The sequence below is a fragment of the Serratia sp. L9 genome (assembly GCF_050632285.1).
Classification (GTDB): Bacteria; Pseudomonadota; Gammaproteobacteria; order Enterobacterales; family Enterobacteriaceae; genus Chania.
The window spans coordinates 4,520,508-4,544,520 of record NZ_CP192591.1; the positions used below are offsets into that span (position 1 = coordinate 4,520,508).

Annotated in this window: 19 protein-coding genes and 4 pseudogenes; 4 read left to right on the top strand and 19 right to left on the bottom strand. The window is 55.3% G+C overall.

Annotated features, from left to right (window positions below; genetic code table 11):
* Position 1 precedes the first annotated feature (1 nt).
* Positions 2 to 1,132 (bottom strand): annotated as a pseudogene (gene hybO / locus ACQ86O_RS21625) (hydrogenase 2 small subunit).
* An 815-nt stretch (positions 1,133 to 1,947) separates the two neighbouring features.
* On the opposite strand from hybO, the gene ynfF reads away from it, so the two are divergent.
* Entirely contained in the window at positions 1,948 to 4,392 is a 2,445-nt protein-coding gene (gene ynfF / locus ACQ86O_RS21630) for a selenate/tellurate reductase subunit YnfF (RefSeq protein WP_431222802.1), read from the top strand.
* A gap of 168 nt (positions 4,393 to 4,560) precedes the next feature.
* Here the strand turns inward: ynfF and ACQ86O_RS21635 are convergent, their stop codons facing one another.
* From ACQ86O_RS21635 to ACQ86O_RS21685, 11 genes are all read right to left on the bottom strand, one after another.
* The gene (locus ACQ86O_RS21635) at positions 4,561 to 5,043 is read right to left on the bottom strand and encodes a flavin reductase (protein ID WP_431222803.1); all 483 of its coding nucleotides are present in this window, start codon (positions 5,041 to 5,043) and stop codon (positions 4,561 to 4,563) included.
* A gap of 12 nt (positions 5,044 to 5,055) precedes the next feature.
* Positions 5,056 to 6,024: a PDR/VanB family oxidoreductase gene (locus ACQ86O_RS21640; protein ID WP_431222804.1), complete on the bottom strand. Its 969-nt coding sequence runs from the start codon at positions 6,022 to 6,024 to the stop codon at positions 5,056 to 5,058.
* Positions 6,005 to 6,745 (bottom strand): SDR family NAD(P)-dependent oxidoreductase, encoded by a 741-nt coding sequence (locus ACQ86O_RS21645; protein WP_431222805.1) that lies wholly within the window; start codon positions 6,743 to 6,745, stop codon positions 6,005 to 6,007. Before ACQ86O_RS21645 ends, ACQ86O_RS21640 begins: the two co-directional genes overlap by 20 nt.
* A 9-nt stretch (positions 6,746 to 6,754) precedes the next feature.
* Positions 6,755 to 7,237 (bottom strand): aromatic-ring-hydroxylating dioxygenase subunit beta, encoded by a 483-nt coding sequence (locus ACQ86O_RS21650; RefSeq protein WP_431222806.1) that lies wholly within the window; start codon positions 7,235 to 7,237, stop codon positions 6,755 to 6,757.
* Complete coding sequence (locus tag ACQ86O_RS21655; protein ID WP_431222807.1) at positions 7,224 to 8,546, bottom strand: aromatic ring-hydroxylating oxygenase subunit alpha; 1,323 nt, start codon at positions 8,544 to 8,546, stop codon at positions 7,224 to 7,226. The genes ACQ86O_RS21650 and ACQ86O_RS21655 overlap by 14 nt, the downstream gene beginning before the upstream one ends.
* Positions 8,536 to 8,751: a hypothetical protein gene (locus tag ACQ86O_RS21660; protein WP_431222808.1), complete on the bottom strand. Its 216-nt coding sequence runs from the start codon at positions 8,749 to 8,751 to the stop codon at positions 8,536 to 8,538. Before ACQ86O_RS21660 ends, ACQ86O_RS21655 begins: the two co-directional genes overlap by 11 nt.
* On the bottom strand, positions 8,733 to 9,062 hold the full coding sequence (locus tag ACQ86O_RS21665; RefSeq protein WP_431222809.1) for a nuclear transport factor 2 family protein: 330 nt from the start codon (positions 9,060 to 9,062) through the stop codon (positions 8,733 to 8,735). Before ACQ86O_RS21665 ends, ACQ86O_RS21660 begins: the two co-directional genes overlap by 19 nt.
* 11 nt (positions 9,063 to 9,073) lie before the next feature.
* Entirely contained in the window at positions 9,074 to 9,433 is a 360-nt protein-coding gene (locus ACQ86O_RS21670) for an IacB protein (RefSeq protein ID WP_431222810.1), read from the bottom strand.
* A 25-nt stretch (positions 9,434 to 9,458) separates the two neighbouring features.
* Positions 9,459 to 10,586: an acyl-CoA dehydrogenase family protein gene (locus tag ACQ86O_RS21675; protein ID WP_431222811.1), complete on the bottom strand. Its 1,128-nt coding sequence runs from the start codon at positions 10,584 to 10,586 to the stop codon at positions 9,459 to 9,461.
* Positions 10,587 to 10,699: 113 nt separating this feature from the next.
* Positions 10,700 to 11,824 carry an amidase family protein gene (locus ACQ86O_RS21680; RefSeq protein ID WP_431222812.1) on the bottom strand — a complete coding sequence of 375 codons (1,125 nt, stop codon included), beginning with the start codon at positions 11,822 to 11,824 and terminating at the stop codon, positions 10,700 to 10,702.
* Between the two features lie 338 nt (positions 11,825 to 12,162).
* Positions 12,163 to 12,630, bottom strand: coding sequence for a MarR family winged helix-turn-helix transcriptional regulator (locus ACQ86O_RS21685; protein WP_431225798.1), 468 nt, complete (start codon positions 12,628 to 12,630; stop codon positions 12,163 to 12,165).
* A gap of 392 nt (positions 12,631 to 13,022) precedes the next feature.
* Here ACQ86O_RS21685 and hpaX point away from each other — a divergent pair, with 392 nt between their 5' ends.
* Positions 13,023 to 14,366 (top strand): 4-hydroxyphenylacetate permease, encoded by a 1,344-nt coding sequence (hpaX, locus tag ACQ86O_RS21690; protein WP_431225799.1) that lies wholly within the window; start codon positions 13,023 to 13,025, stop codon positions 14,364 to 14,366.
* Between the two features lie 79 nt (positions 14,367 to 14,445).
* Here hpaX and ACQ86O_RS21695 read toward each other — a convergent pair.
* The 5 genes and pseudogenes from ACQ86O_RS21695 to ACQ86O_RS21715 form a co-directional block, all read right to left on the bottom strand.
* Positions 14,446 to 15,890: pseudogene (locus ACQ86O_RS21695) on the bottom strand (TolC family protein).
* 62 nt (positions 15,891 to 15,952) lie between these two features.
* Positions 15,953 to 17,829: pseudogene (locus ACQ86O_RS21700) on the bottom strand (FUSC family protein).
* On the bottom strand, positions 17,813 to 18,862 hold the full coding sequence (mdtN, locus tag ACQ86O_RS21705) for a multidrug transporter subunit MdtN (protein ID WP_431222813.1): 1,050 nt from the start codon (positions 18,860 to 18,862) through the stop codon (positions 17,813 to 17,815). Before mdtN ends, ACQ86O_RS21700 begins: the two are co-directional and overlap by 17 nt.
* 3 nt (positions 18,863 to 18,865) lie before the next feature.
* Complete coding sequence (locus ACQ86O_RS21710) at positions 18,866 to 19,168, bottom strand: YtcA family lipoprotein (protein ID WP_431222814.1); 303 nt, start codon at positions 19,166 to 19,168, stop codon at positions 18,866 to 18,868.
* A 15-nt stretch (positions 19,169 to 19,183) separates the two neighbouring features.
* A pseudogene (locus tag ACQ86O_RS21715) lies at positions 19,184 to 20,652 on the bottom strand (amidohydrolase family protein).
* A gap of 895 nt (positions 20,653 to 21,547) precedes the next feature.
* On the opposite strand from ACQ86O_RS21715, the gene ACQ86O_RS21720 reads away from it, so the two are divergent.
* A complete protein-coding gene (locus tag ACQ86O_RS21720) occupies positions 21,548 to 22,591 on the top strand; it encodes a YeeE/YedE thiosulfate transporter family protein (RefSeq protein ID WP_431222815.1) in 1,044 nt (347 codons plus the stop codon).
* Positions 22,588 to 22,818, top strand: coding sequence for a sulfurtransferase TusA family protein (locus tag ACQ86O_RS21725; RefSeq protein ID WP_431222816.1), 231 nt, complete (start codon positions 22,588 to 22,590; stop codon positions 22,816 to 22,818). The genes ACQ86O_RS21720 and ACQ86O_RS21725 overlap by 4 nt, the downstream gene beginning before the upstream one ends.
* Before the next feature lie 141 nt (positions 22,819 to 22,959).
* Here ACQ86O_RS21725 and ACQ86O_RS21730 read toward each other — a convergent pair whose 3' ends face one another.
* Both ACQ86O_RS21730 and ACQ86O_RS21735 read right to left on the bottom strand, forming a co-directional pair.
* Positions 22,960 to 23,310 (bottom strand): hypothetical protein, encoded by a 351-nt coding sequence (locus ACQ86O_RS21730; protein WP_431222817.1) that lies wholly within the window; start codon positions 23,308 to 23,310, stop codon positions 22,960 to 22,962.
* A 69-nt stretch (positions 23,311 to 23,379) separates the two neighbouring features.
* Complete coding sequence (locus tag ACQ86O_RS21735) at positions 23,380 to 23,760, bottom strand: DUF4354 family protein (protein WP_431222818.1); 381 nt, start codon at positions 23,758 to 23,760, stop codon at positions 23,380 to 23,382.
* Positions 23,761 to 24,013: the final 253 nt, after the last annotated feature.

Sequence of the window (24,013 nt, forward strand, 5' to 3'; positions counted from 1 at the left end):
CTTACTCCTTGCGCGGCGGCTGCTCGTCATCTTTACCCTGCGTTTTCTGTTCCCCCCAACTCTTTCACCGCCATCAGGCTGACGCCTGCCACCAGGCCAACAACCCCTCCCAGCAAACCGACCGCGGTCGGGCTGACATGACCCCCTCCGGGCTCAGCACTTCGGGTTTGGCATTGCGCGGGGTCGGATTTTCGACACTGGCCAGTTGGGCGATCCCTTTGGTAAAACCGATGCCTTCTTCGTTGCAGCCATAGCAGGGGTGGCCGATACCTACCGGCCAGATGCCGCCGCCAACATCACAGAACTCCAGCGTCGAGCAGTTACCGTAGGTTTCCGGGCCTTTACAGCCAAGGTGATAGAGACACCAGCCCTGCCGGTGGCCTTCATCGCCAAACTGCTTGGCAAAGCGCCCGGCGTCAAAGTGAGGGCGACGTTCGCAGTTTTCATGGATCAGGCGGGCGTAGGCAAATTCAGGGCGGTTTTTCGCATCCAACGCCGGTGGCCGTTGATAGGTGATGATATGGGCCACTGTCGCCAGGAAGTTATGCGGGTTAGGTGGGCAACCGGGGATATTGATGACGGTTTTGCCTGGCAAAATATCTTGCAGACTGACCGCACCGGTCGGGTTGGAACCACTGGCAGCAACGCCGCCCCAGGCCGCACAGGAGCCGATGGCGATCACCGCTGCGGCATGCTCCGCTGCCTCCCGGATATGCTCGACAATCGGTTTACCGGCTACCATGCAGTACACGCCGCCATCCTTCATCGGAATGGAACCGTCTACCACCAGAACAAATTTACCTTTGTACTGCTCAATAGCGCGGTGCTTGTTCTCCTCCGCCTGCTCGCCAAAGGCGGCGGAGAGGACTTCGTGATACTCCATTGAGACCACGTCAAGCAGCAGATTCTCAATAGTCGGGTGAGTGGCTCGTAATAATGATTCCGTACAACCGGTACATTCCTGAGCACCGATCCAGATAACCGGTGGCCGCTGTGGAGAGCTCACCGAATTCGCTAACTCGGCGGCGGCTTTGCTACTTAGCCCCATGGTGGCGGCCAGGGCCGCACAAAGCTTCATAAAATCTCGGCGGTTAACGCCATCACGGAAAAATGTTTTATTTTCCCTTATCATTATTCTTCTTCCCCTGTAGATAACCGAAACCCTGCCCGTAAATAGATCTCTCTACGGGTGGTTAATTTTTTGTTATTTACGGGGGGGCCGAGTTGATCTTTGTCAACCTTTGGCGAAGTAGCCATTAATATTTATGTAACATGAGAATAATCGCTTCAGCAAAAAATATTTCACTTGCATATTTCCTTTTGGAACTGTACTAGTGTTATTTATTAAATAAAAATAGCTCTCATTACCTCTCCTGTCGGAATATTCCAGGCATCCATAAAGCAATGATTATCATTAATTAACTATTGCCTATCGCAATCGCATTCCTATTGTTTTTCTCATCCAACAAAGTTTGCCTCTCTCCGTCCCGCCGTGGCTTAACCCGGCAAGATCTCGCCTGCAAGCCCGTATTATCTTGCTCCATCTACTCATCCATTGGCTGGAGATATGCTTGATTTATTACATAATCCATAGCTAAAAATTGACCTCAAGCAAACATTACTGGCATTAACGGGGTATAATCACAAAGAGGTAATAGAAGGTTGAATTATTATCGACAAAGGAAAGTCAACCTAACAAATGGCAATATTAATAACGCTCTTTTTAAAGATATTTAATAATGATTAACTTCACTTCTCAGTTGTTTACGACAATTAACATAGCGCTTATATGTTAAAAGAATTAATGAATTTAGTTGCTATCGCCTGGCATAAAACGCTCCCAAAGTGACAGGCAGTCTGGACAGCAATCGCAATCTGAGCGCTAGCGAGTCCGAAATGGCATTGACCAGCGCCTAATTGGGATAGGCCAGAACAGGGATAGCCGTTATGAATATCAATGATATCCAGGATCCAAGTCTGCTCCACCACACCATCACCCGCCGCAAACTGATCAAAACAGGTACCGCCACTGGCTGTTTGCTGGCTGCCACTTCAGGCCTGGTGCTGCCTTTTCGCAAAATTCAGGCTGCCGAGCAAGGGCAAACGGCCAGTGCTCAGCCAGATAAAGTGGTCTGGAGTTCTTGCACCGTTAACTGCGGCAGCCGTTGCGCGCTGCGCCTGCATGTGCGCGATGATGAGGTCTACTGGGTGGAAACCGACCACACCGGTAATGATGAATATGGCAACCATCAGTTACGCGCCTGCCTGCGCGGGCGCTCAATCCGCCGCCGGATGAACCATCCAGATCGCCTGAAGTACCCGATGAAACGCGTCGGGAAACGCGGCGAAGGCAAATTCAAGCGCATCAGTTGGGAGGAAGCGCTGGATACCATCAGCGGCAAGCTGAAACAAACGCTCGAGCAATATGGCAATGAGGCGGTGCATGTGCTGTACGGAACCGGCGTGGATGGCGGCAATATCACCAACTCCAACGTTCCTTACCGCCTGATGAACTCCTGCGGCGGTTTCCTCAGCCGCTACGGTAGCTACAGCACCGCGCAGATCACTGCGGCCATGCCCTATCTGTACGGCGCGCAACAGGGTAACAGCCCGGATGATATCGCCAACAGTAAACTGGTGGTGCTGTTCGGCAATAACCCGGCAGAAACCCGCATGAGTGGCGCAGGCGTCACCTATTATCTGGAACAGGCCAGAGAGCGTTCCAACGCCCGGATGATTGTGATCGATCCACGCTATACCGACACCGCCGGGGGGCGTGAGGACCAATGGGTGCCGATCCGCCCAGGAACAGATGCGGCACTGGTGGCCGGCCTGGCTTATGTCCTGATCACCGAAAACCTGGTGGACCAGCCATTCCTGGATAACTACTGCGTGGGTTACGATGAAAAAACCCTGCCCGCCAGTGCGCCAAAAAACGGCCACTATAAGGCCTATATCCTTGGCCAGGGCGATGATGGGGTTGCCAAAACCCCCGAATGGGCGGCACGGATCACCGGCATTCCCACCACCACCATCATCCAGTTGGCGCGTGAAATCGGCATGACCAAGCCGGCCTATATCTGCCAGGGTTGGGGGCCACAGCGCCACGCCAATGGTGAACAGACCGCCCGGGCAATCGCCATGTTGCCGATCCTGACCGGCAACGTGGGCATTAACGGTGGCAATACCGGCTGCCGTGAAGGCTCGTTTGATCTCGGCGTGGAATGGTTCGATATGCTGACCAACCCGGTGCAGGCCAAGATCTCGGTGTTTACCTGGACCGATGCCATCATCCGTGGCCCGGAAATGACTGCCAAACGTGACGGCATTCGTGGCAAAGACAAGCTGGATGTACCGATCAAGTTTATCTGGTGTTACGCCAGTAATACCTTGATCAATCAGCATGGCGATATCAGCCGCACCCACCAGATCCTGCAAGACGACAGCAAGTGTGAGATGATCGTTGGCATCGAGCATTTTATGACCTCCTCCGCCAAGTATTGCGACATCCTGCTGCCCGACCTGATGCCGACCGAACAGGAAGATCTGATTTCCCACGAGTCGGCGGGCAACATGGGTTATGTGATCCTCGGCCAGCCTGCGACCTCCAGCAAGTTTGAACGCCGCCCGATTTATGACATCCTTTCCGAGGTGGCCAAACGGCTTGGCACAGAACCTGAAGCGACCTTCACCGAGGGCCGCAACCAACAGCAGTGGATCGAATACCTGTGCGAGAAAACCCGCGAGCGCAACCCAGAGATGCCAAGTTACCAGGAGATGAAAACCGTCGGCATTTATAAGCGTAAATGCCCGGAAGAGCATGTGGTGGCATTCAAGGAGTTCCGCCAGGATCCGCAGGCCAATCCGCTGAAAACACCATCGGGCAAGATTGAGATTTACTCAGAACGGCTGGCTGAGATTGCCGCCACCTGGGAATTGGCCAAAGAAGATGTGATCCACCCGCTGCCAGTGTATGCGGCCGGTTTTGAAGGCTGGGAAGATCCACTGAGCAGCCAATACCCGCTACAGCTGTTTGGTTACCATTACAAGGCCAGAACGCACTCCAGCTACGGCAATATCGATGTATTGCAGCAGGCCTGCCCGCAGGAGGTGTGGATCAATACCCTCGATGCCCAGGCCCGCGGCATCAACAATGGCGATAAGGTCCGGGTATTCAATGGCCGGGGCGAAACGCTGATCCAGGCCAAAGTCACCCCGAGGATCATGCCCGGCGTCACCGCTATGGGCCAGGGTGCCTGGCTGGCGGCCGATATGTTTGGCGATAAGGTCGATCACGGCGGCAGCGTGAATATCCTGACCCACCATCGCCCTTCCCCTCTGGCCAAGGGCAACCCGCAACATACCAACCTGGTGGAGATTGTTAAGCTGTAAGCTAATGCCAATTGCACTCTGGTGACGCCCCTCTCCCGCTGGGAGAGGGGACTGAACCGATCAATGGGCCGTGCCGGCCAGAAACGGCATCGCCCGTCTTTATGCGTAGGGGCGGGATACGAACCACGGGAAGATCGGTAATTTCAGATAAGCAGGTGCCTTACTCTCTTATTCCTCCGCCAGGTCATAATAGCGGCGATTGAAATACACCAACCCGCGCGGGCATTCGCTGATCCGCACCGCCTTTACCTGGCAGTAAAATACCGTGTGGCTGCCAACCTCATGGCAGTCATTTATCTCACAGTCAAAGTTGGCGGCTGCCGAATCCAGCACCGGCGCGCCAGTGGCCAACACTTGCCAGCTGTCATGGCGAAACCGCTGCTCCGAGCGCAGGCTGGCGTTGGCAAAAATCCCGGACAAATCACGGTGGTTGCTGGAAAGGACATTCACACACAGCCTGCCGTTCTGTTTGAAATGCAGATTGGCAAACGAGTTACGGTTCATACATACCAGTAAGGTCGGCGGTTGGTCGGTTACGCTACAGACCGCCGAGGCAGTGAAGCCATATTTCCCTGCTGGGCCATCGGTGGTGATCACCGAGACGGCGCTGCCCAATTGCGCCATGGCATTGCGAAATTCAGTTTGCAGCATCTTCAGGTCCCCTTATAAATCGAGCAGCAGGTGTGAGCTTTTCGCCCTTGAACAACAAGGCAGGATCAGGCGGTTAGCCGCCCTCTCTTCCTCGGTCAGATAGCTATCGCGGTGATCCGGTTCCCCTTCCAGTACGTCGGTCAGGCAACTGCCGCAGATGCCCTGCTTGCAGGAGACGCACAGTTTCAGGCCATTCAGCGCTAACGCCTCGACGATGCTCTGGTTCTCTGCAACCCGCACACGCAGGCCACTGCTGGCGATGGTCACATCAAAGGCCGCGCCCTGTGTTGCCCCCTCGGCAGCAAAACATTCCTGATGGATCTGCTCGCGGCGATAACCCAGGGCGCTGGCCTGCGCGGTAACCGCGTCCATCAGCCGTGCCGGGCCACAAACATAAACATGGGTATTCTCCGGCACATCGGCCAGCACCGAATCAAGCGCCAGACGCTGCTCGTCACTAAAATACAGCCGTACTCGGCTGGCATAAGAGGACTGCGCCAAAGCGGCAACAAATGCCGCCTGCTGGCGGGTTCGGGCGCAATAATGCAGGCTAAAGGAGCGGCCAGCGGCCTGTAGCGTTGCCGCCATCGCCAATATCGGCGTAATTCCGATGCCGCCGCCAATCAGCAGGCTATGTTTGGCCCCCATCTCCAGCGCAAACAGGTTACGCGGCTCCCCCACCCACACCTCATCCCCCAGTTGTAAAGCATGCGCGGCCAGCGATCCCCCTTGCGACTGCGCCGCCTTCAGGATCCCCAGTTGGTAGTGGTGGCGATCGGCAGGATCGCCGTACAGCGAATAAGGACGCACCAGGTTATGCCCCAAATGCAGATCCAGGTGCGCACCGGCCTGGAAAGGCGGCAGCGCTCCCCCATCTGGCCGGCACAACGTCAGCAGGACAACATCCCCCGTATTTGCCGGGCAACCACGCGTAATTGCAACATATCGACCCCCGCACGCCTCAGCGCATAAACAAGCCACCGTTAATATCCCAGGTAGCACCAGTGACAAATGCCGCCTGTGGCGACGCCAACAGCGCAACAGCCTGCGCCACAAACTCTGCATCACCCAGCTTGCCGACCGGGATCATCTGCACCAGTCCCGCCAGTTTCTCTTCAGGAACCAGGGCGTGAACCGAAGGTAAATCCATCGGCCCTGGGGCAATCGCATTGACGGTCACCCCGGATTGGCTCAGCTCGCGGGCAAATACTTTGGTCAACGTGAGGATGCCGCCCTTTGAGGCGGCATAGTGCGCACCCGACGCGGTGCCGCCATTTTGCCCTGCCAGCGAGGCCAGGTTGATAATGCGGCCGTAGCCCCGCTGGGCAAAATAGCGCCCCAGGGTTTGGCAACTGACAAAAGTGCCACGCAGATTGGTGGTGATCACCCGATCAAACTCATCGGCGCCGATCTCCATCACCGGGGTCGCCAGGGTCAACGCGGCGTTGTTGACCAGCACCTCCAGGCTGCCAAAACGCGCAAGGGTTGCCGCCAGAGCGTTTTCAAAATCTGGCTGCTGGCGGATATCCAGCCCCAGCGCCAACACCCGCTCTCTGCCGTTATCCAGCAGATCGGCTGCCTGCTGCGCCCGTGCGGCATCGACATCGGTCAAAACCAGTTGATAGCCCAACTGCAACAGATGGCGGGCGATGGCATTGCCCAGGCCACTGGCGGCCCCGGTCACTAATGCGGTCTGTGTCATAGTGTCTCCTTACAGGATGTAGCCAATGCTGTGCAGCACGTCGTCACTGTTGATCAGGCGGATCACCTTTTGCGCGATCATCCACTGGCTGCCCTGCCGCTGCAGTTGATAAGTGATATCGGCGGCATAGTGGCGGCTGCTGCCTTTACGGTGTTCCCACAGCGACTGGGCGCAGCGCACCACGGCCTGATTGTGGTCGGCGGCCAGCAGGCGAAAGCGCGAAAGCGTTCGCAGCGTGCGGGCGCGCGGCGTGGTGGAAATGGACTCTCCGCTGTAGAGGCGATGCACCCGTTTGGCCCGCATGTGATGATCGTCATAGGCGTAGTTAAGGCTGTTTTTAAAATCGGTTTCCTGCGGATCAATGGGGATCACATACAGCCCTTCCGGCTGCCAAAGTTCCAGCCAGGTGTTGAAATCCCCCTGGTCCAGCAGATCCCCTTCCAGGTTAATCAGCGCGATAGCGTCAAACAGCACGGCGTTAGAGGCTTCCATCTTGGGTCTCCGTCATCAGTTTTTTCCACATCTGGTAAGCGGCACGCATGCCGGTTTCTGCGCTGACATCGCTGCGTAAACCGTCTGCGGTTGGCTGTTCACCCGCCAGCCCCCGGTTGAGCATAATCCACAGCTCATCCCCGGCAGTGGCACCGCGCTGCACCCGCTCCCATGCTTCCGAATCGTCCGGCGTACCAAAGCCCATCGGCCCCTGGAAATGCTCATGCATACGCAAGCGTGCCTGGTTGGCAATCTCTGGCCCGCCATCCATGGTGATCACCGCGTGGTGGATCTCGGTTTCATTAACCGATAACGGCTGTAACACCCGGAAAAATGCCATCGAACAGGCAATATTAGGGAAGATATTCAGGTTGAAACCGGAACCGCCCACCGCACGCACTATGCGGCGTACCTGCAACTCGTCATGATCCTCGCGCAGCGCTTGCGCCAGCTCGACAAAACGATCGGGGATCGGCGCATCAAGATTGGTTTCCAGATCGACCAATTCCGGGATCATCACCATCACGCTGTGACCATTGCCCAGGTCTTCGACATAGCCGCTGCCGCCGACAAAGTTGAGCATCTCTTCGGTCTGTTTATTCACCGAGCTCAAAAAGGAGCGATGCACTACCGGGAAGTGATAGCCGTCGGTGGTGTTTTCCAGTTGGATTTTCCAATTGCCGGGGAAGCGGAAACGGTGCGCCGGGCCAGTTTTTATCGGGTAGCCTGCGCCCTGCTTCATAAACAGATCGATCCACTTTTTGGCCGCCCCAAGATAGTCGTCCAGCGGTTCGATCTCCTGATTGAAGGTCGCAAATACCATGCCGCCATACTGTTCGGTACGCAGTCGTACCAGCCCCAGTTCCCCCTTCTCTAACTGGTCAGCATAACTTTCGGGATGCGGTACACCGCGCAGGCTGCCGTCCAGTGCGTAGCCCCAGCCGTGATAGGGGCAAACAAAGCTATTGGTTTTGCCACTGCGATGCTCGCAGACCGTGGCGGCCCGGTGGCGGCAACGGTTAAGCAACGTATGGATTTCGCCTTTGCGATCGCGTACCACGATCACCGGCTGGGTACCGATTTCGCTGGTTTTAAAGTTACCGGTTTCCGGCACTTCACTGACGTGTGCCACCCACACCCAGGTTTTGCTGAAGATCCTGTCCAGTTCCAGTTCAAACAGCTCAGCCGAGGTATATAGCGAGGTGTGCACCCGATCGGCTTTCACTAAGTCAGCAATCTCGGCATGGCCTGGCGTGGTATGAGCTGTCACCTCCAGGTTTTTTACCTGGATGCTGTTGTTACAATTCATGGCCTTTCTCCTGCAGGGGTATCGGTAATTCCTGCGCACTGTTCCAGTGATCCACGGGTCGGCTGAACAGGTTGCGGGTGGTAAAATGCGCCATTCGCATGGCGGTTCCCACACGGACAAACCAGGCCATAATCTCCGCCGCATTCAGGTGTGCGCCCCCGGCGCTGAATGCCGAGGTCTGCAGCATCAGCCAGCGGCCACGCAACCCCCTGATTGCTCATGATTAATCGCCTCTGAGCAGAGGAAATGAGCATTCATGGCAAAGTGCGCCGGTTGGCGAGCGTAACGCTGCATCATGGTCACTATGGCGCCGCGGCCCCGATGAACCCCAAGCCGGGCGGCATAAGGATGACCAACACCTTCCCAGCAAGCATCCGCAGTAAACAATGCGCCAATGGCCTGCGCGTTTTCCTGGCTGTTGAGATCGTCACACAGGCGCATGTAGTCGCTGATACACACCCGCACCGCCTGCTGATCTTCCAACTGCTGTAAACGCTGATGGTCCTGTAAGTTCATAACCGGCTCCGTTAGTGCTGAATAATCAGCTCACGGCCTACGCGAGCCTCGATCTTGCAATACTTCCATAATTTATAAGTGCCATCGCCGACCGGCGTGGAGCGGAACAGGTTGCAGACTGCACTGACGCATGCCAACGTATCGGCGTCGGCCAATACGTAAGTGGTCCAAGGCCAGCCCGGCGATGGCCCGACCATGATCTGGTCGTCGTCCATATTGCCGATCACCCGGATCCCCGGCGTTTCCGCCATCCCCTTCATCATCACGCCAAAGGCTTGCCACACCTGCTTGGCCTCGGGGCCGGTGGCATCAAAGAAATTCTGATTTACGCCGATGCAAAACAGCACCCGCAGAGGGTTTGATTGGCTCATTGATGGTTCCTTTTTTCAGTCATAATCACAGATAACCCGGCAGCGGCTTACCGCCAAAAAACACCGTACCGGCATTGATATAAGAGAGATCGCCCATAAAGGCGTGTTGGGTTATTACCAGGGTGTCGCGGACATAGCGCTGTAGCGGGCTGGTCAGGACAATCCCGCCCATGCCATTAAGTGCCAACGCCTGGCGGGTCACCTCTGCCGCCACCCGGGTGGCATGGGTGGCGGAAAGGCGCAGCGCATTGATCTGCGGGCAAGCAGCCTCGTCACCCGCCAGCAGCTTTTGCCAGACGTCATCTATCGCCTGATAGAACCAGGCACGGGCAGAACGCAGTTCAGCCTCACTGCGCGCAATCTGCATCTGTGCCTGCTGCCGTTCTGCCAGGCGCGGCGCACCGGTAACCGACTGCTGGTTATGGGCAATGGCATAGATTTCATTGAGTGCGGCACGGGCAACGCCAAGCGCCACTACAGACAACACCTGAGTCGCCAGGGATAACACCGGGTAGCGGTACAGCGCGCCTTCCAGGTTGAGCGCCGCTCCTCGGATAAAGCTCCACTCCTGGGGGACAAACACATCGTTTATCACCAGATCGTGGCTGCCGGTGCCAGCCAGCCCCACGGTGTTCCAGGTGGGATCGATCTGGACGCTGCCGGGTGGCAGCACCGCCATACGTGGTAGCGGCTGCCCGCCTTCCGGCAGGATCCCCACGCCAAACACCGACGCTCCCAGACAACCGCTGGCAAAACTCCAGCGGCCAGTGACCCGGTAGCCACCGTCTACCTGCGGCGCACGCTGGGGCGGGAAAATACCTCCGGCAAACACCACATCCGGACCATCGCGGTAAAGTGCTTTCAAGGTATCTGGCGGCAGCGCCCCGAGATAAAACGGGCTCATACCAAAGCTGGCTACCCAGCCTGCTGAACCATCGGCAGTGGCGATTTGTTCGATCAACTCGCAAAACTGGGCCGGGGAACATTCGTCGCCACCATAGGCTTTGGGCACCAACGCGCGATAAACCCCGATCTGTTTAAAGCGGGCGATGATGTCGTCGGAAATATGGCGCTGATGTTCAAAATCGACGCTGCGGGCAGCGATATCTCCCAGCAACGGAGCGATATCTTCACGGATATGTAAGGCTGACATGGCTTCCTCCCGAGTTATTTTTGCGGCACGCGGGCAGCAGAACGCCGCCACAGTGAGCCGTGCTTACTGAGTGTGTGAATCGAACCGGGTGAATCAGATCCGGGCTATCGCCGTCAGCGACACAGCCTGGCTTGCAGGTAGGCCGCCGCTTCAACCAGCAGGCCGTCCTGGTTCTTGTTGGCCACCAGTTGCAGCGCCACCGGGCGGCCATCAAGCTCGCCAACAGGTATAGAGATCGCCGGGTGCCCACTGAGATTGAACGGGCGTACCAGTCTGGTCATGCTGACCACGCTTAACGGATCGCTGGCCTCTGCCAGCCGCGGGGGTAAATCGGGTAAGGTGGCCAACGCCAGCAGCGGCGTGCTGGCCAACAAGGTATCCAGCCGTTCGCTGAAGCGTTGCCGCACCTGCTCGGCCTGCGCTAGCTGGCTGGCGCTCACCGTTGAACCGGCCCGGATACGGCTGGCAACATCCTCAGAGACCCCTCCCACCCCAAGCAGGGAATGGAAAGCCTGCCAGTTTTCATGGCCAATAAGGGTCACTCCGGCCTGATAAGCCTCGTCAAGTTCCGGCAGAACGACGGGATGCAACACAACCTTGGCCTGCACCAGCACCTGATAAATCAATGCATCAATACGTGGCGTTGCGGCAGCGATCAGCCCGACAGTGGGCAACTCAGGCAGTTCCTTCGCCGTTGGAACGGCAAGGCGATTTAGCACCTGGCGCAATACGTCTGCTTCGCGGGCAAACAGGCCGACACAATCGAGCGAACTGGTTGGGGGCATAACCCCCTGGCGGCTCAGTATGCCGTAGGTGGGTTTCAACCCCAGAACCCCACAGCAGGCCGCAGGCATTCGCACTGATCCCCCGGTATCGGTGCCGATGGCGAAATCCACCTCACCGGCCGCCACTGCCGCTGCCGAACCGCTGGAGGAGCCACCGGGGATCAGTTGCGGATATTGTGGATTCAGCGGCGTGCCGCTCCAAGGATTGATGCCGGTAACCCCAAACGCCAGTTCATGCAGCGTGGTTTTACCGGTCAGAAAGCAGTGCTGATTTAACAGGGTTTCCACCACTTGAGCGTGGCGCAGTGCCGGAGGGGCCGATGCCAACGCCCGGCAACCTGCCTGCGTGGCGTGGCCTGCCACATCAAGCGTATCTTTCACCGCGAAGGACAGGTCACCTTGCCCAAGGGTAAATTTCTTAATGTAGGCATTGCTCTCACATAAATGGTTCATTATTGAATCCTTTATACAAAAAAATGTATCTATTTTTAGAATAATGACATGTACATTTTTTACCCTGACCGCTGATAAATTCATCATGGCTGATTTAGATGAATATTCAAGTAATTTTTCACATAAAATACACCAAGTGATAACAATTAATAAACATTGCCAAATGAATGGTTAATTACCTATCACCATGAATAAACTCAAAAAACCGGAAATTTACCGATAAAAAAACCGCCCGGGCATGCCCGGGCGGTTTTCTAATAAATGATTTATTTACAGCCAGTTAAATAAGGTATCCCTGCCCAGATCACAGTTTTGCAATCGGGGTACTGCGCAGCTCGTTACAGATCGTTGAGATTTGCCATAACCCGCCCCAGAGACTGGTTCATTTTCTCTATCTGCGCCGCAGTCATCCCACGGAACGCCTTTTGAAACACCTTTTGAGTCAGTAATTGTGCCGCTTCCACCTTAGCCTTTCCGGCCGCGGTAAGCGTCACTTCGGTCACACGCGCATCCCGTTCACTGCTGAGAGTCGTAACCAACCCATCCTCGCGCAGCCGACCGACAATCTTGGTGACCGTAGGCATTTTAGCCATCGCATATTCAGAAATCTGCGAGATGCTGGCCGTGCCATATTGGTGGGTGATAATCAGCACCCGAAAGCGGGAAACGTCTAACTGCACCTTTTTGAGCGTGACTTCCATGATTTGCGTATAACGCGCATAGACATTGACAATCCAGTAAAACGGAAACTCTTCACGGTGAAAAACCGGATCCTCCTGCGGCAGACTCTCTGGCGTTTTACTCATCATTTTCCTTACTGAGGGAGGTAGTTAGCCGGTGATTATACCTGATGAATCTCAAGTTGCAGCCTGACCCCTCGCACGTGGAGTGAGGCTCATTTGACGATCGCAAGCTTGTCATGGCCGAATATCGCACAAATATGATACAAAATTGTAACACAGTTAACATTTTTGTATCGTTTCTGAAAAATCTGTTGCTCGCCGAAACCTTTCCTTCCTATAAGTGAGCCCAGGCTTCGGTGCCGGTTCGGGCAAAGACGATGACGGGATGGCTGGCAGATATCAGTAAAGGAAATGGCCATTTTCATCAAAAAATCAAACTATTACCTACGAAATTCCTATGTGGAGATACCATGAACGGTAGCCCTTCTTCTGAGCAGATTCAGTGCGACCCGCAGATGCTCCCTGCGGCAAACAGTGCGCACCTCAACGCCCGCCAACAGGCCGTCATTAACAAGCTGTTCCGTCGGCTGCTGGTATTTTTATTTATTCTGTTTGTTTTCTCTTATCTGGACCGCATCAACATAGGTTTTGCCGGTCTGACCATGGGGAAAGATCTTGGCTTGACCAGCACCATGTTTGGTCTGGCGACTACCCTGTTTTATGTGATGTATGTGATCTGCGGTATTCCCAGTAATATCATGTTGGGGATCGTCGGTGCCCGGCGCTGGATCGCGATTATCATGGTGATTTGGGGAGTGGCCTCAACGGCGACCATGTTTGCCACCGGCCCGAACAGCCTGTACGTGTTGAGAATGCTGGTCGGTATTGCCGAAGCCGGTTTTTTACCCGGGCTGTTGCTGTACTTAACCTACTGGTTCCCCGCCTACTATCGCGCCAGGGCCAATGCGTTATTCATGATTGCCATGCCGGTCACCATGGCGCTCGGTTCACTGGCTTCCGGTTACATTCTGAGTATGGATGGTCTGCTGGATCTCAAAGGCTGGCAGTGGTTGTTCCTGTTGGAAGGGTTCCCGTCGGTGTTGCTGGGAGCGGTAGTCTGGTTTTACCTGGATGACAGCCCGGCCAAGGCCAAATGGCTGACCGATGATGACAAAGCCTGCCTGCAGGAGATGATGGAGGCCGACAAGTTAAGCCTGGTGCAACCCCAGGGCAGCACCAGCTATAGCGCGCTGCAACAGGGCAGCCTGTGGCGGGAATTGTTTACCCCGGTGATTATGCTATACACCCTGGCCTACTTCTGCCTGACCAATACGCTCAGTGCACTGAGCGTTTGGACCCCACTGATTTTGCAAAGCTTTAACCAAAACAGCAGCAATATTGCCATCGGTTTTCTCAGCGCGATCCCGCAGGTTTGTACCATTATCGGCATGATCTGGTGGAGTAAACGTTCAGACCGCAAGCAAGAGCGCAAACTGCACACCCTGTTGCCGTATTTGTTTGCCGCTGCGGGCTGGATGTTCACCGCACTCAGCACCCATAGCATGGTGCAATTGCTGGGCATTATTATGGCGTCCACCGGCGCATTTGCTGCCATGGCGATTTTCTGGACTACGCCGGATCAATCCATCAGCCTGCGTGCGCGTGCGATCGGTATCGCGGTAATCAACGCCACCGGTATGACCGGCGCGGCATTGGGCCCGTTGCTGATGGGCTGGCTCAAGGATATCACCGGCAGTTTTAACGCCGGTATCTTTCTGGTCGCGGGTTTTCTGGTGCTGGGTGCGCTGGTGATCGCTTTTATTCCCATCAAAGGGAGCCGCCCCAGGGCCACCCCTTAAAAGCCTGCACCCCAAGCGATTCGGGGTGCATTTTGCCTGATGCCAGGCGCGTTTATGCCTGGGTATCAGGCCATGTTATTTATAACCCCTGCTCGTTGGTCATCTTGCCCATTACAAAAGCCAGGTTGGCCGCCGCAACCTGGGAGGCGGCATAGGCGTCGATATTGATCTGTTGAGCATTCAAGAGCGTATTGGCCGCCTCATTGGCGACGGTTATCGTCCCAACGCCATTGCGGTAAGACTCCAGCGCCGCGTCATAGGTAATGAAAGAGGTCTTCACCAGCTTTAACGCAGCCTGATAGGAGGCCAGCGCCGAATGCAACGTATCTGCGGCCACCACGATTTCACGCACGGCCAACTCCTGGGTTTTCTTGAAGCCTTCGCTGGCTATCGCCGCACGGGACTCTGCCTCTTTGACTCGCGCCGCTCGCAACCCACCATCGTACAGCGGAATACTCACCCCCAGCAGAATGCTGGAAGAGGAAGTCTGTGGGCCAATGGCGGGCAGGCCTTGAACGTCAAAATGCCCATCCCCTGCGGCAACGGCACCGGCAAGATAAACTTTGGGCAGGAAATCAGCCTCCGCCGCCTTGATGCCTTCTGTGGCAGCTTGCGCCATGGCGTAACTGGCCAGCACATCTGGCCGTTGAGCCAGCGCCAGTTTGATCATCGCCTCTGTCGGTGAGTTGGCGGCGTTCGGTAACGCCCGCGCCTCCGCATACGCTATGTTTATGTCCAGCACGGGTGAAACGCCCATCGCACCAAGCAATGCCTGATAGGCATCGCGCTCATTCCCCCTGGCGACAACATGACGCAATTCGGATTGAGCAACCTGCTGCTGCGCCAGCGCCACCTCTACCGAGGTGGCAATACCGTTTTTCTCCGCTGCTCGGCTGCATCCTGGATCTGCAGGCTATTACTCTGCATCTGCCGGGCAATTCGGGTCTGTGCCTGCGCTGCACCGTAAAGATAATAGGCGCGCGTAACATCATAGATAAGCTTCTGGTGCATGCCGTTAAAAGTGACATTCGCGGCATAGGAACTCTTTCTGGCCGCCTCAAGCAGGGCGCTGCGCTGGCCGAAATCAAAAATCAGCCACTGTAAGGCCAGAGCAGGAACCACAGCGCTGCCATCGGTATCGATAGCATCCTGATTGCCCAACGAGTATGGCAGCGGCGTATGGGTACTCTGGTAGCCACCAATCACGCTCGCAGAAATCATCGGTAAAAACACTGCCTCCCCCATCCCCACCGCCAATGCAGCCTGCCGCGCCTGTTGCCAGGCAATGCGGGTATCCGGGTTCTGGCTCTGGGCAATATCAATCAACTGCGGCAACTGATAAATCTGCCCACGCTTGATAGCCGGTGGCTCGGCAAGTATTGCCGCTTGCGCATTAGCCGGCACAGAAAACCCTGAGCCTGCAGGCCCCGTATTGGGGGCCCAGGGTTCAGAATAATTCACCGGGGCGAGATCAAGCCGATCGGTAGCACAACCGGCGATTAAAAAACACCAGGCAATGGCCATCGCGGAACCACTGGCACGCAGGTTGGCCCTCTGAGCCAGCGGCGCGGTAAACATCATCATTTTCAAACTCCCAGTAGTGCCTCAAGCCGCTTGATACGTTGTTGAACCGTCATTTCGGCCGAACTCTCTTGCAGCCACTCCCCCGGCTGGGTGGTGGCTTCAGCGCCCTCGGAAAGGCGGCGAAGCCGTTCCATATCCGTCGCCGGTTTTACCGTGGCGAGAAACAGCGCCGGGCATAGCCTGGCCATTTCCATCAGGATCGCTTTCAGCCGCTCCCGCTCAGCCTGCACAGGGCGCAGTTGTACCGGTTCGAAGGGAACCAGCGCCAGTTCCTGTTGGGCGCTGGCAATTTCTGCCTCGACGGCGGTGGCCTCCCTTAACGCCGCCGCGCGCGCCGTGGTGGGTAAAGCGGCCAGCTTCGTCAGGCCTTGCAAAGCCTGCCTGATATGTGCGTGCACGGAATCGGTAATTGCTACCGGCCACAGCCGGGTAAAGATCAGATACACCACCAGGTTGCCCAATAAAATCCCGATGACTCTGTCAAGCGCCACGCCCATATCCAGGCTCGGCCCAAAACCCTGCAACACGGTAAGCAGGAATGCCAGCCCTATCTGTACGCCCGCATAAGCAATGCGTTCATTGCCGCACGACACCCAACCGGCCAGCAGAGTGCCAGCAAAAACCAGCACCATAAGCTCACCAATCCCGGCCATAGTCGGGATGATGAAAAGGATCGATAACACCCCCATCGCCGCGCCGATCAGGCAGCCGACGATCCGTAGCAGCAGTTTGTGCACCGTCTCCCCCGAGGTACCCAAGGCGGCGACATAACAGGTGATCATGGCGGTATGAATATCTTGCCAATTCAAGGCGGTATAAATCAGGTAGCAGATCAGGGCAGCGGCGGTCGTCTTCAGTGCGTAGCGCTGATGAACAGGGTTGGAGAACGCATCCGGGGCAAAGAATGCCATCTTGGGGGCATCAGGATCCGCTTTATCCGTGAGGTGGGCGAGCCCCCGCAGCGCGTTTTGCATTTCAATCATTTCATCGCCACTTGCCTTGATCGAAAAGTGGGGAGGGCAACGACATCGCCCGCAGCGATGGCCTGAGCCATGGCAGAACAACAGTCAGCAAGTTCTCCGCGCACGGCCTGTGGCGTAGTGGCAGGTAATACTGAAACCGCCAGCAGCAGCCGGTAGCTGCTGGCGACCGCATCATCAAGCCAGAGGGCCTCTGCAGAGGGGCGAAGATGGAATATGCGCACCAAAAGCGCCCGTTGCTGATGCTCCGCTTGCCCTTCGCGCAACAGCAAAGCGACCTTACCCAGGTTAACCTCATCGGGTTGACGCAGCGCTTCAGCTACCGTTAACAGGCGTTCCGACAGGCTGGCACGCAACAAGCGATGCGGAGCACGCCCGAAGATAAGGTTAAACCCGACGATCAGCATCATGGGTGAAACGGCCATCAGCCAGGCATACATTATCCCCCGGGTTATCAACTCGCCCGAAGGGACATTACCGAGCAGGGTCATGACAAAGGCGATAACCAAGGCAATGATATTGCCCACTTCCCCCAGCTTGGTCGCCGACCCCAGATAGACAAACAGGAAGGAACTGAGAACCAGAACCGCCATGCGTAGCGGTGCGTTTTCCAGGCTGTAATGGATCAGCAGAAACACCACCCCCACCACCAGCGTCAGCAGCACCGTCACCGCAATGGCCATCACCATGCTTTCTGCCGCATCCGGTTTCATGATGAAGATAATCAGGTAACAGCTGAGGGCTGACTCCGGAATGCCATACAGCATTGCCACCCAGGCCATCAGCGCGCAGAGCGCGGCAACGCGCCAGGCCATCGCAAATCGCCCCGGGAAAAATAGCAGATCATGCTTTGCCTGGCGGATCATTCCGCCGATAGGGCTATCAGCAACCTGGGTCATTTTGCACGACAACCACAGCGGTGGCCCCGATACGCATCAAGTTCTCCGGCGGGTTTTCCAGGCTGATACGCACAGGAAAACGCTGGGCAACGCGCACCCAATTGAGCGATTTGGGCACGTAAGGCAGGATCCGTGGGACAGTAAGCAGATCTTCGGAACTCACGCCCCAGCCAATCCCTTCAACCTTGCCCTGAATGGGGTGCTGGCGATCGGCCATCACATAAACCACCGCGCAATCCCCCACCTTGATGTTTTTCAACTCCGTTTCACGGAAAAACGCGGAGGCATGCCAATGTTCGGTGTTGATCAGCGTAAAAATAGCCTGATCCGGGATCACAAATTCACCAGCAGAAATTTTGAGCCCCACGACCCGGCCATCATGAGGAGCATATACCTGCGTATTCGCCAGCTCACGTTCAGCGATCGCCAACGCCGCACGACGAGCCGCCAGCAAGGCTTCGGAAGCCGCCGTACTGCTCACCAACGCCTCAGCGGCCGAGGACTGTTTCAACGCCTGTTTCAGGCTTACCTCGGCATCGTGCTTGGCGGTTGCCGCATCATCGACCTGTTGTACCGTGACATAGCCCTTGGGTAACAGCGGTTGCAGCCGTGCCAGCGTCTGCGTAGCCAGCTTGAGGTTGGCCTGCGCCCTTTTGATCTGCTCATCACTTATCGCTGCGTTGGACTGCTCGGCAACCCGCGTTCTTTGTTGCGTATCCAATGCCGCCTCAGCCATTTTCACTTCAGCTTGTGCCTGCTCCACCCGCAGGCGATAAACCAGCGGATCGAGGGCAAACAGCAGATCGCCGCGCTTGACCTTACCGTTCTCCTGCACATTGATAGCAACAATCTGCCCTGGCACTGAGCTGGCGATATGCACCACGCTGGCCCCCAGCTCGGCATCTTCCGACAGCGGGTTCAGCGCGGTTTTGCGCCATGACAAACCACCCAATATCACCGCTGCAAGAATAATAACCCCGCCAATGATCAAGGCCAGTTGCCGCTTTCGCCCATTTTCCCGTAATTTATTCATGATTCAGCGCGCAAAAAGAAGTAAGGAACACACGAAAGCCACGGCCAGCGCCAGGCAAACATACACGAATAACCGCCATCTCAGCTCCTCATCAATACCAAGGCGAATAAACACCACACGCACGATCACCGCGGTAATGACACCGATAAAAGCGCAGAGCAACCAGGAAGGAAAATAGGAGCCCAACAGGGGCAATAACGGAGCCTGGGCCTGCATGCAGCCACTGAGGCTCAATGCTAACGCCAAGATGGGTAGCCGACCTAGCCAAGCCCACTGCGGCGCCCTGAAAGAAAGCCGGATATTCATGGTGTTAACCCCATTTTACTGCTGGCCGCGCCCCAAGGTATTTTTATAAATTTGCCCATCTTTCATGATGATACTAAAAGCAGTCTCAGGCTGGGCCACCAACTGGATATCGCTCAGCGGATCGCCATCCACCAGGATCAGGTCGGCAAATGCCCCGTTTTCTACTACGCCAAGCTTGCCTGCATAAGGGTTTCTCGGCCCCGAAAACGCACAAAGCTCGGCATTGACGCTGGTCGCCATCTTCAACACTTCAACCGGTGAATACCAACGGACCAGTTTGGCCAACTGTGCCCCCTGCCGGGTGGCCAGTCTGGCATCAAACAGCGTGTCGGTGCCCCATGCCGTCTTGATGTTGTATTTTTTCGCCAACATGTAGGCGGTATCCGTACCGGCTACCATCTGCAACTGTTTAGCCCGCGAGGCGGGGGTGGCCATCGGCACTGCGTCCTCATCGTCCAGGAAAGGCTGCAAGCTCCACCAGATGCCTTTTTCCGCCATTAGCTGAACGGTAGCTTCATCCACCAGTTGACCATGCTCGATACACTTGACGCCCCCGGTAATCGCCATGGTGACGGCCCGGGCGGTGTAGGCGTGGACGGTAACATAGGTGCCCCAGTTTTCCGCTGCCGTTACCGCCGCCTGGATCTCTGGCACGGAGCCTTCTGTAACATCGATGGAATCATACATCGAAGCGACACCTCCCCCGCCATGTACTTAAGCTGGGAGGCGCCCCTCATCAGTTGTTCTCTGGCACGCAACAGCACTTTATCAGGCCCGTCGGCAATGGCCGTCATGCCAACTTTTTCTGCATAACTCAATGGGTCGGCGGGTGAATGAGGCAGTTCACCCAACAGGCGAAAATCACCATGCCCGCCGGTCTGGGTAATAAATGCCCCCGAAGGATAGATACGTGGGCCAGTAGTAACGTGTTCATCAATGGCCCGTTTGAGGCCAAAAACCGGCCCGCCCATATCGCGCACGGTGGTAAAACCGCGCATCAGCGTCGCCTGTGCCTCTGCGATGGCCAAGGCCTGGATATAGTTAAAATCTGCGGTCATCGCCGTCATCATTGAAGGGCGAGCCATAATGGCGTGCCAGTGAGCATCGATCAGCCCCGGCATCAATACGCCACCCGCACCGTCAATCACCTCCACATCCGCTGGCAAATCGGTATCTGCCGGCTCAACCGATTTGATCCTGTTACCTTCCACCAATACCCGCAGCCCATCCCGCAGATGATCTGAAACCCCGTCAAAGATGCGGACATTGATAAACGCAGTCAGGTGAGGTGCCTGGGCCAAGCCGGTACTGTCCTTTTCCGCTTTAGCGCCAGGTATTGCCGCCGCAACGGTAGCTGCGGTAATGGGGGCTGCCTGCGCCGCCTTTTGTGCAAAAAGGGTATTGATGCGCTTAAATACCGGGCTATGGCAGAGGCAACAGTCGGAATGGGCGTGTGGCGCCAAGATCAGTGGGGCTTGGGGCATAAGTCTCTCCTTGATAAACCTAAACTCATAACATGCTTAATTATTGCTAAGTATCAGGATAGAACAACTTTAATCAGAATTGTTTTAATTGCTGTTATTTCACTTGGTTGGCGTAAAAAAGTTAGCGATTGGCACTTAAAGCAATATCAGAACCGATGCTTAATAGGACGTTTCTTGTCCTCTTTGGCTATATTCTGCTAGCGAATGGCACTGCCGGATAAACTGTTTTAGAAAGATGGCGTGTCAAAGAGGCTATTGAGCGTTAGCCTGGCTTGTTTTACCCGAGTGATTAATGCTGTGCTGGATGATATCCCCGCCACCGTTCACGCTGCGGCGTGGTTATCTGCACTCACGATTAACCAGGCGCCAGGGGATAAGCGAGCTGGGGGCCTGGCGGTGCGGCGCAGGGAGGTACAGATGCTGCGGGCACGGAGATGTGTTTGAGCTTTCAACCCGAAATTCATCGGCTATAAATACAGCCAGGATTCGGTGAAGAATTGACAGAAAAAACCGTGTTAATCGCATTATTATCTCTGTAATTTCAACCAGCGAACTCACATCCTTTATTTACACAGCCTCTTCTTACCTTAACAACCCGCTTTATAACCATAAACACCGCATACCCGATGGCTATTATTACATTGCAATAGGGTTGGTCATATCAGCAACCGGTGTTGCTTTATTTATCCACGCAGTCTTGCTGCGCCGAATGGCGATCGAGTGTGGGGAATAATGTTTAGTTTCGTGATCTGAAACTCAAAAATTCAGTAACCTGGCTATATCCCTATTATTTGTGTGATTTCTCCCTCCCAAGCGGGTAGAATGCCTGCGCCCAACCCAGGGCAAGATTTTACAATCTGAATATGGCATCGCCATAAAAAGGAGTATTTCCCTTATGACAGGTCTGTTTCTGGGGTTCCTTCTTGGATTTATCATGCAACGCGGGCGCTTTTGTATGGCCGGCGGTCTGAGAGACCTCTATCTGTTTCGCGACGGGCGCATGACCATCGCAATCCTCATCATCATTACCTTGCAAAGTATCGGCCTGTTCGCCTTTATCGCCCTCGGCTGGGCCAAACTCCCCGGAGGGGATTTCCGCTGGCTGGCGACGCTGGTTGGTGGCGTGACCTTCGGTATCGGTATGGGACTGGCCAGTTCCTGCTCCACTGGCGCTTACTATCGCGCCGCCGAAGGGCTGATCGGCAGCATGATCGCCGTGGCCGGTTTCGTGGTCGCCAGTTGGTATATCCGCCAGCCGGGCGGCAAACAGCTGTTCGCCCCCATCAACGCCCCGGCATTACCAGACGCTTCACTGATGCAGACATTCGGCATATCTCCCTGGCTAGCGGTAGTGCTGCTAACCCTGTTGACGACCGTGCTGGTCTGGCAACACCTGAAGCGCAAATCCTTCCCTGTTCCTCAACTCAAACCACGTAAACAGGGTATTGCCCACTGGCTGTTCGAAGCGCGCTGGCATCCCTTTACAAGCGCGGTGCTGATAGGCGTCATTGCTTTGCTGGCATGGCCCTCCAGCCTGTCGTCGGGCAGGGTCGGAGGCCTGGGGATCAGCGGCCCCAGTGCGCAACTGTTTTCGCTAATCACGGAAGGCAAAACCGGGTTCTTTGGCTGGGCCGGATATCTGCTTATCGGGATTTTCGCTGGTTCCCTCGTCGCTGCATGGGGAAGCCAGGAGTTTCGGCTGCGCTCACCCGGTGCTCCGGCAATGGTCAAAAGCCTGTTGGGTGGCGGCCTGATGGGAGTGGGCAGCGGGCTGGCGGGTGGCTGTATGCTGGGAAATACCATCGTCAACACCGCCTGGTTCTCCTGGCAGGGCTGGCTGTTTATCCCGTGCATTCTTCTGGGGAGCTGGCTGGTCAGCTATTTCACTATTATTCTTCCGAATCAATCCATTAAAACAAAAGAGGTCTCAGGATTATGAAAACGATAACTCTGGATACCACGGGTAAACTTTGTCCATTCCCGCTGATTGAAGCCAAAAAACACATTGAGCAATTGGGGTTGGGCGACCTGCTGGTGATTGAGTATGATTGCGCCCAGGCCACGGAGAACCTGCCGCGCTGGGCCGTTGAGGCAGGGCATAGCGTGACAGACTTTCAACAAACCGGCGATGCCCGCTGGCAGATCAGCATCAAAAAGGGTAGATAATCGCCCTGCCTCAGGTATTGAGCGCCCGGGGTCGCCCCGGGCCAAGCCAAGTTTGGGCTTCGCTTCTCAACAACCGATCAAAACAGCTCGCATGCGCCAGCACTGGCATCATCAATTCAGGTTTCAGAGAACCCGCTCGGTTTATAACCAACTGGTGTTGTGCCAACCGTTTTTTTCCATGCAGGCCAAAAATGCTTTTTTCCTGCTGTCGATATTTACGTCCAACGGATAGCTCTCGACGCCTAATTTATTGACGTACTTATAACCACTGCTAGTACAGTCTGCGTCCTCTTTTTTGCATTTTAATGAGACTTGCTTTTCAACACTGCGGGTGGCCACTTCATTTTTTATCGGGAACTGAGATAATGAGGTAGACTCACACAGGTTTTTGGCTTCTTGCAGTACGAGCGTTGGCGCCCCTAAAGGTTCCCAGTTAGCCGCACAACCTGAGAGAGCAATTACCGGGCAAATAACAAGTAAGCATTTTTTCATAAAAACTTCTTTGGTTAAAATTGAGACGATTAATTTAAACAGATCCCCGAACCTGCCGGGGTGGTATTTTTACTGACACTTATCGCTTATTTTTACTAACGTAGCCTTATAAACACTTTCATCGGAAGAGGCAAATACGGCTAGCCCTTTTACCATCGCTTTAGGTTTTAAAAACCCTGAGGTCAGTTTTTCATCGACGGTATCAAGTTTGAACACCTTGCCATCAGCAGACGAGGCTTGTAAGCATAACTTACTGAGATCAACGTTTTTATCGGACAGGTTAGCAACGGAAACGGTGAAATCCCGGGTATAAAACACTTGGTTGCCAATAGCGACTGAACCTTGATTTTGTTGTGTGGCATATACCGCTACGGCTTCGGTATTCGCTGCTAATACCGGCAGGCTGAAAACGCCAAGCACCAAGGCGGCGGTCAGATAGTGTGTTTTCATGGTTTTTCCCTCTAAGTCACAACGATAATGTCAGGGGGCCAATAATAGTCTATCGGTTTTAAACCGTAGATTAACGATAAGTCCTGTGGCTGCAAAGCAGGTAAAGTGTCATTACGAAAGCGGGGGTTGATAAAATTCACCCAGGCTGGGCAGAGCATGAAAATCATTCCCGATTGCAACGCTGCCCAATGAATCAAAATATAAGCTCATTGAATTATCTGATAACGCTGAATAATCGGGCAAACCTTACCCC

Excerpts from the sequence above, each read along its gene's own strand:
- ynfF (WP_431222802.1), top strand. The coding sequence starts at position 1,948 with ATGAATATCAATGATATCCAGGATCCAAGTCTGCTCCACCACACCATC.
- ACQ86O_RS21635 (WP_431222803.1), bottom strand. The coding sequence starts at position 5,043 with ATGCTGCAAACTGAATTTCGCAATGCCATGGCGCAATTGGGCAGCGCC.
- ACQ86O_RS21645 (WP_431222805.1), bottom strand. The coding sequence starts at position 6,745 with ATGACACAGACCGCATTAGTGACCGGGGCCGCCAGTGGCCTGGGCAAT.
- ACQ86O_RS21650 (WP_431222806.1), bottom strand. The coding sequence starts at position 7,237 with ATGGAAGCCTCTAACGCCGTGCTGTTTGACGCTATCGCGCTGATTAAC.
- ACQ86O_RS21655 (WP_431222807.1), bottom strand. The coding sequence starts at position 8,546 with ATGAATTGTAACAACAGCATCCAGGTAAAAAACCTGGAGGTGACAGCT.
- ACQ86O_RS21665 (WP_431222809.1), bottom strand. The coding sequence starts at position 9,062 with ATGAACTTACAGGACCATCAGCGTTTACAGCAGTTGGAAGATCAGCAG.
- ACQ86O_RS21670 (WP_431222810.1), bottom strand. The coding sequence starts at position 9,433 with ATGAGCCAATCAAACCCTCTGCGGGTGCTGTTTTGCATCGGCGTAAAT.
- ACQ86O_RS21675 (WP_431222811.1), bottom strand. The coding sequence starts at position 10,586 with ATGTCAGCCTTACATATCCGTGAAGATATCGCTCCGTTGCTGGGAGAT.
- ACQ86O_RS21680 (WP_431222812.1), bottom strand. The coding sequence starts at position 11,824 with ATGAACCATTTATGTGAGAGCAATGCCTACATTAAGAAATTTACCCTT.
- ACQ86O_RS21685 (WP_431225798.1), bottom strand. The coding sequence starts at position 12,630 with ATGAGTAAAACGCCAGAGAGTCTGCCGCAGGAGGATCCGGTTTTTCAC.
- hpaX (WP_431225799.1), top strand. The coding sequence starts at position 13,023 with ATGCTCCCTGCGGCAAACAGTGCGCACCTCAACGCCCGCCAACAGGCC.
- mdtN (WP_431222813.1), bottom strand. The coding sequence starts at position 18,862 with ATGAATAAATTACGGGAAAATGGGCGAAAGCGGCAACTGGCCTTGATC.
- ACQ86O_RS21710 (WP_431222814.1), bottom strand. The coding sequence starts at position 19,168 with ATGAATATCCGGCTTTCTTTCAGGGCGCCGCAGTGGGCTTGGCTAGGT.
- ACQ86O_RS21720 (WP_431222815.1), top strand. The coding sequence starts at position 21,548 with ATGACAGGTCTGTTTCTGGGGTTCCTTCTTGGATTTATCATGCAACGC.
- ACQ86O_RS21725 (WP_431222816.1), top strand. The coding sequence starts at position 22,588 with ATGAAAACGATAACTCTGGATACCACGGGTAAACTTTGTCCATTCCCG.
- ACQ86O_RS21730 (WP_431222817.1), bottom strand. The coding sequence starts at position 23,310 with ATGAAAAAATGCTTACTTGTTATTTGCCCGGTAATTGCTCTCTCAGGT.
- ACQ86O_RS21735 (WP_431222818.1), bottom strand. The coding sequence starts at position 23,760 with ATGAAAACACACTATCTGACCGCCGCCTTGGTGCTTGGCGTTTTCAGC.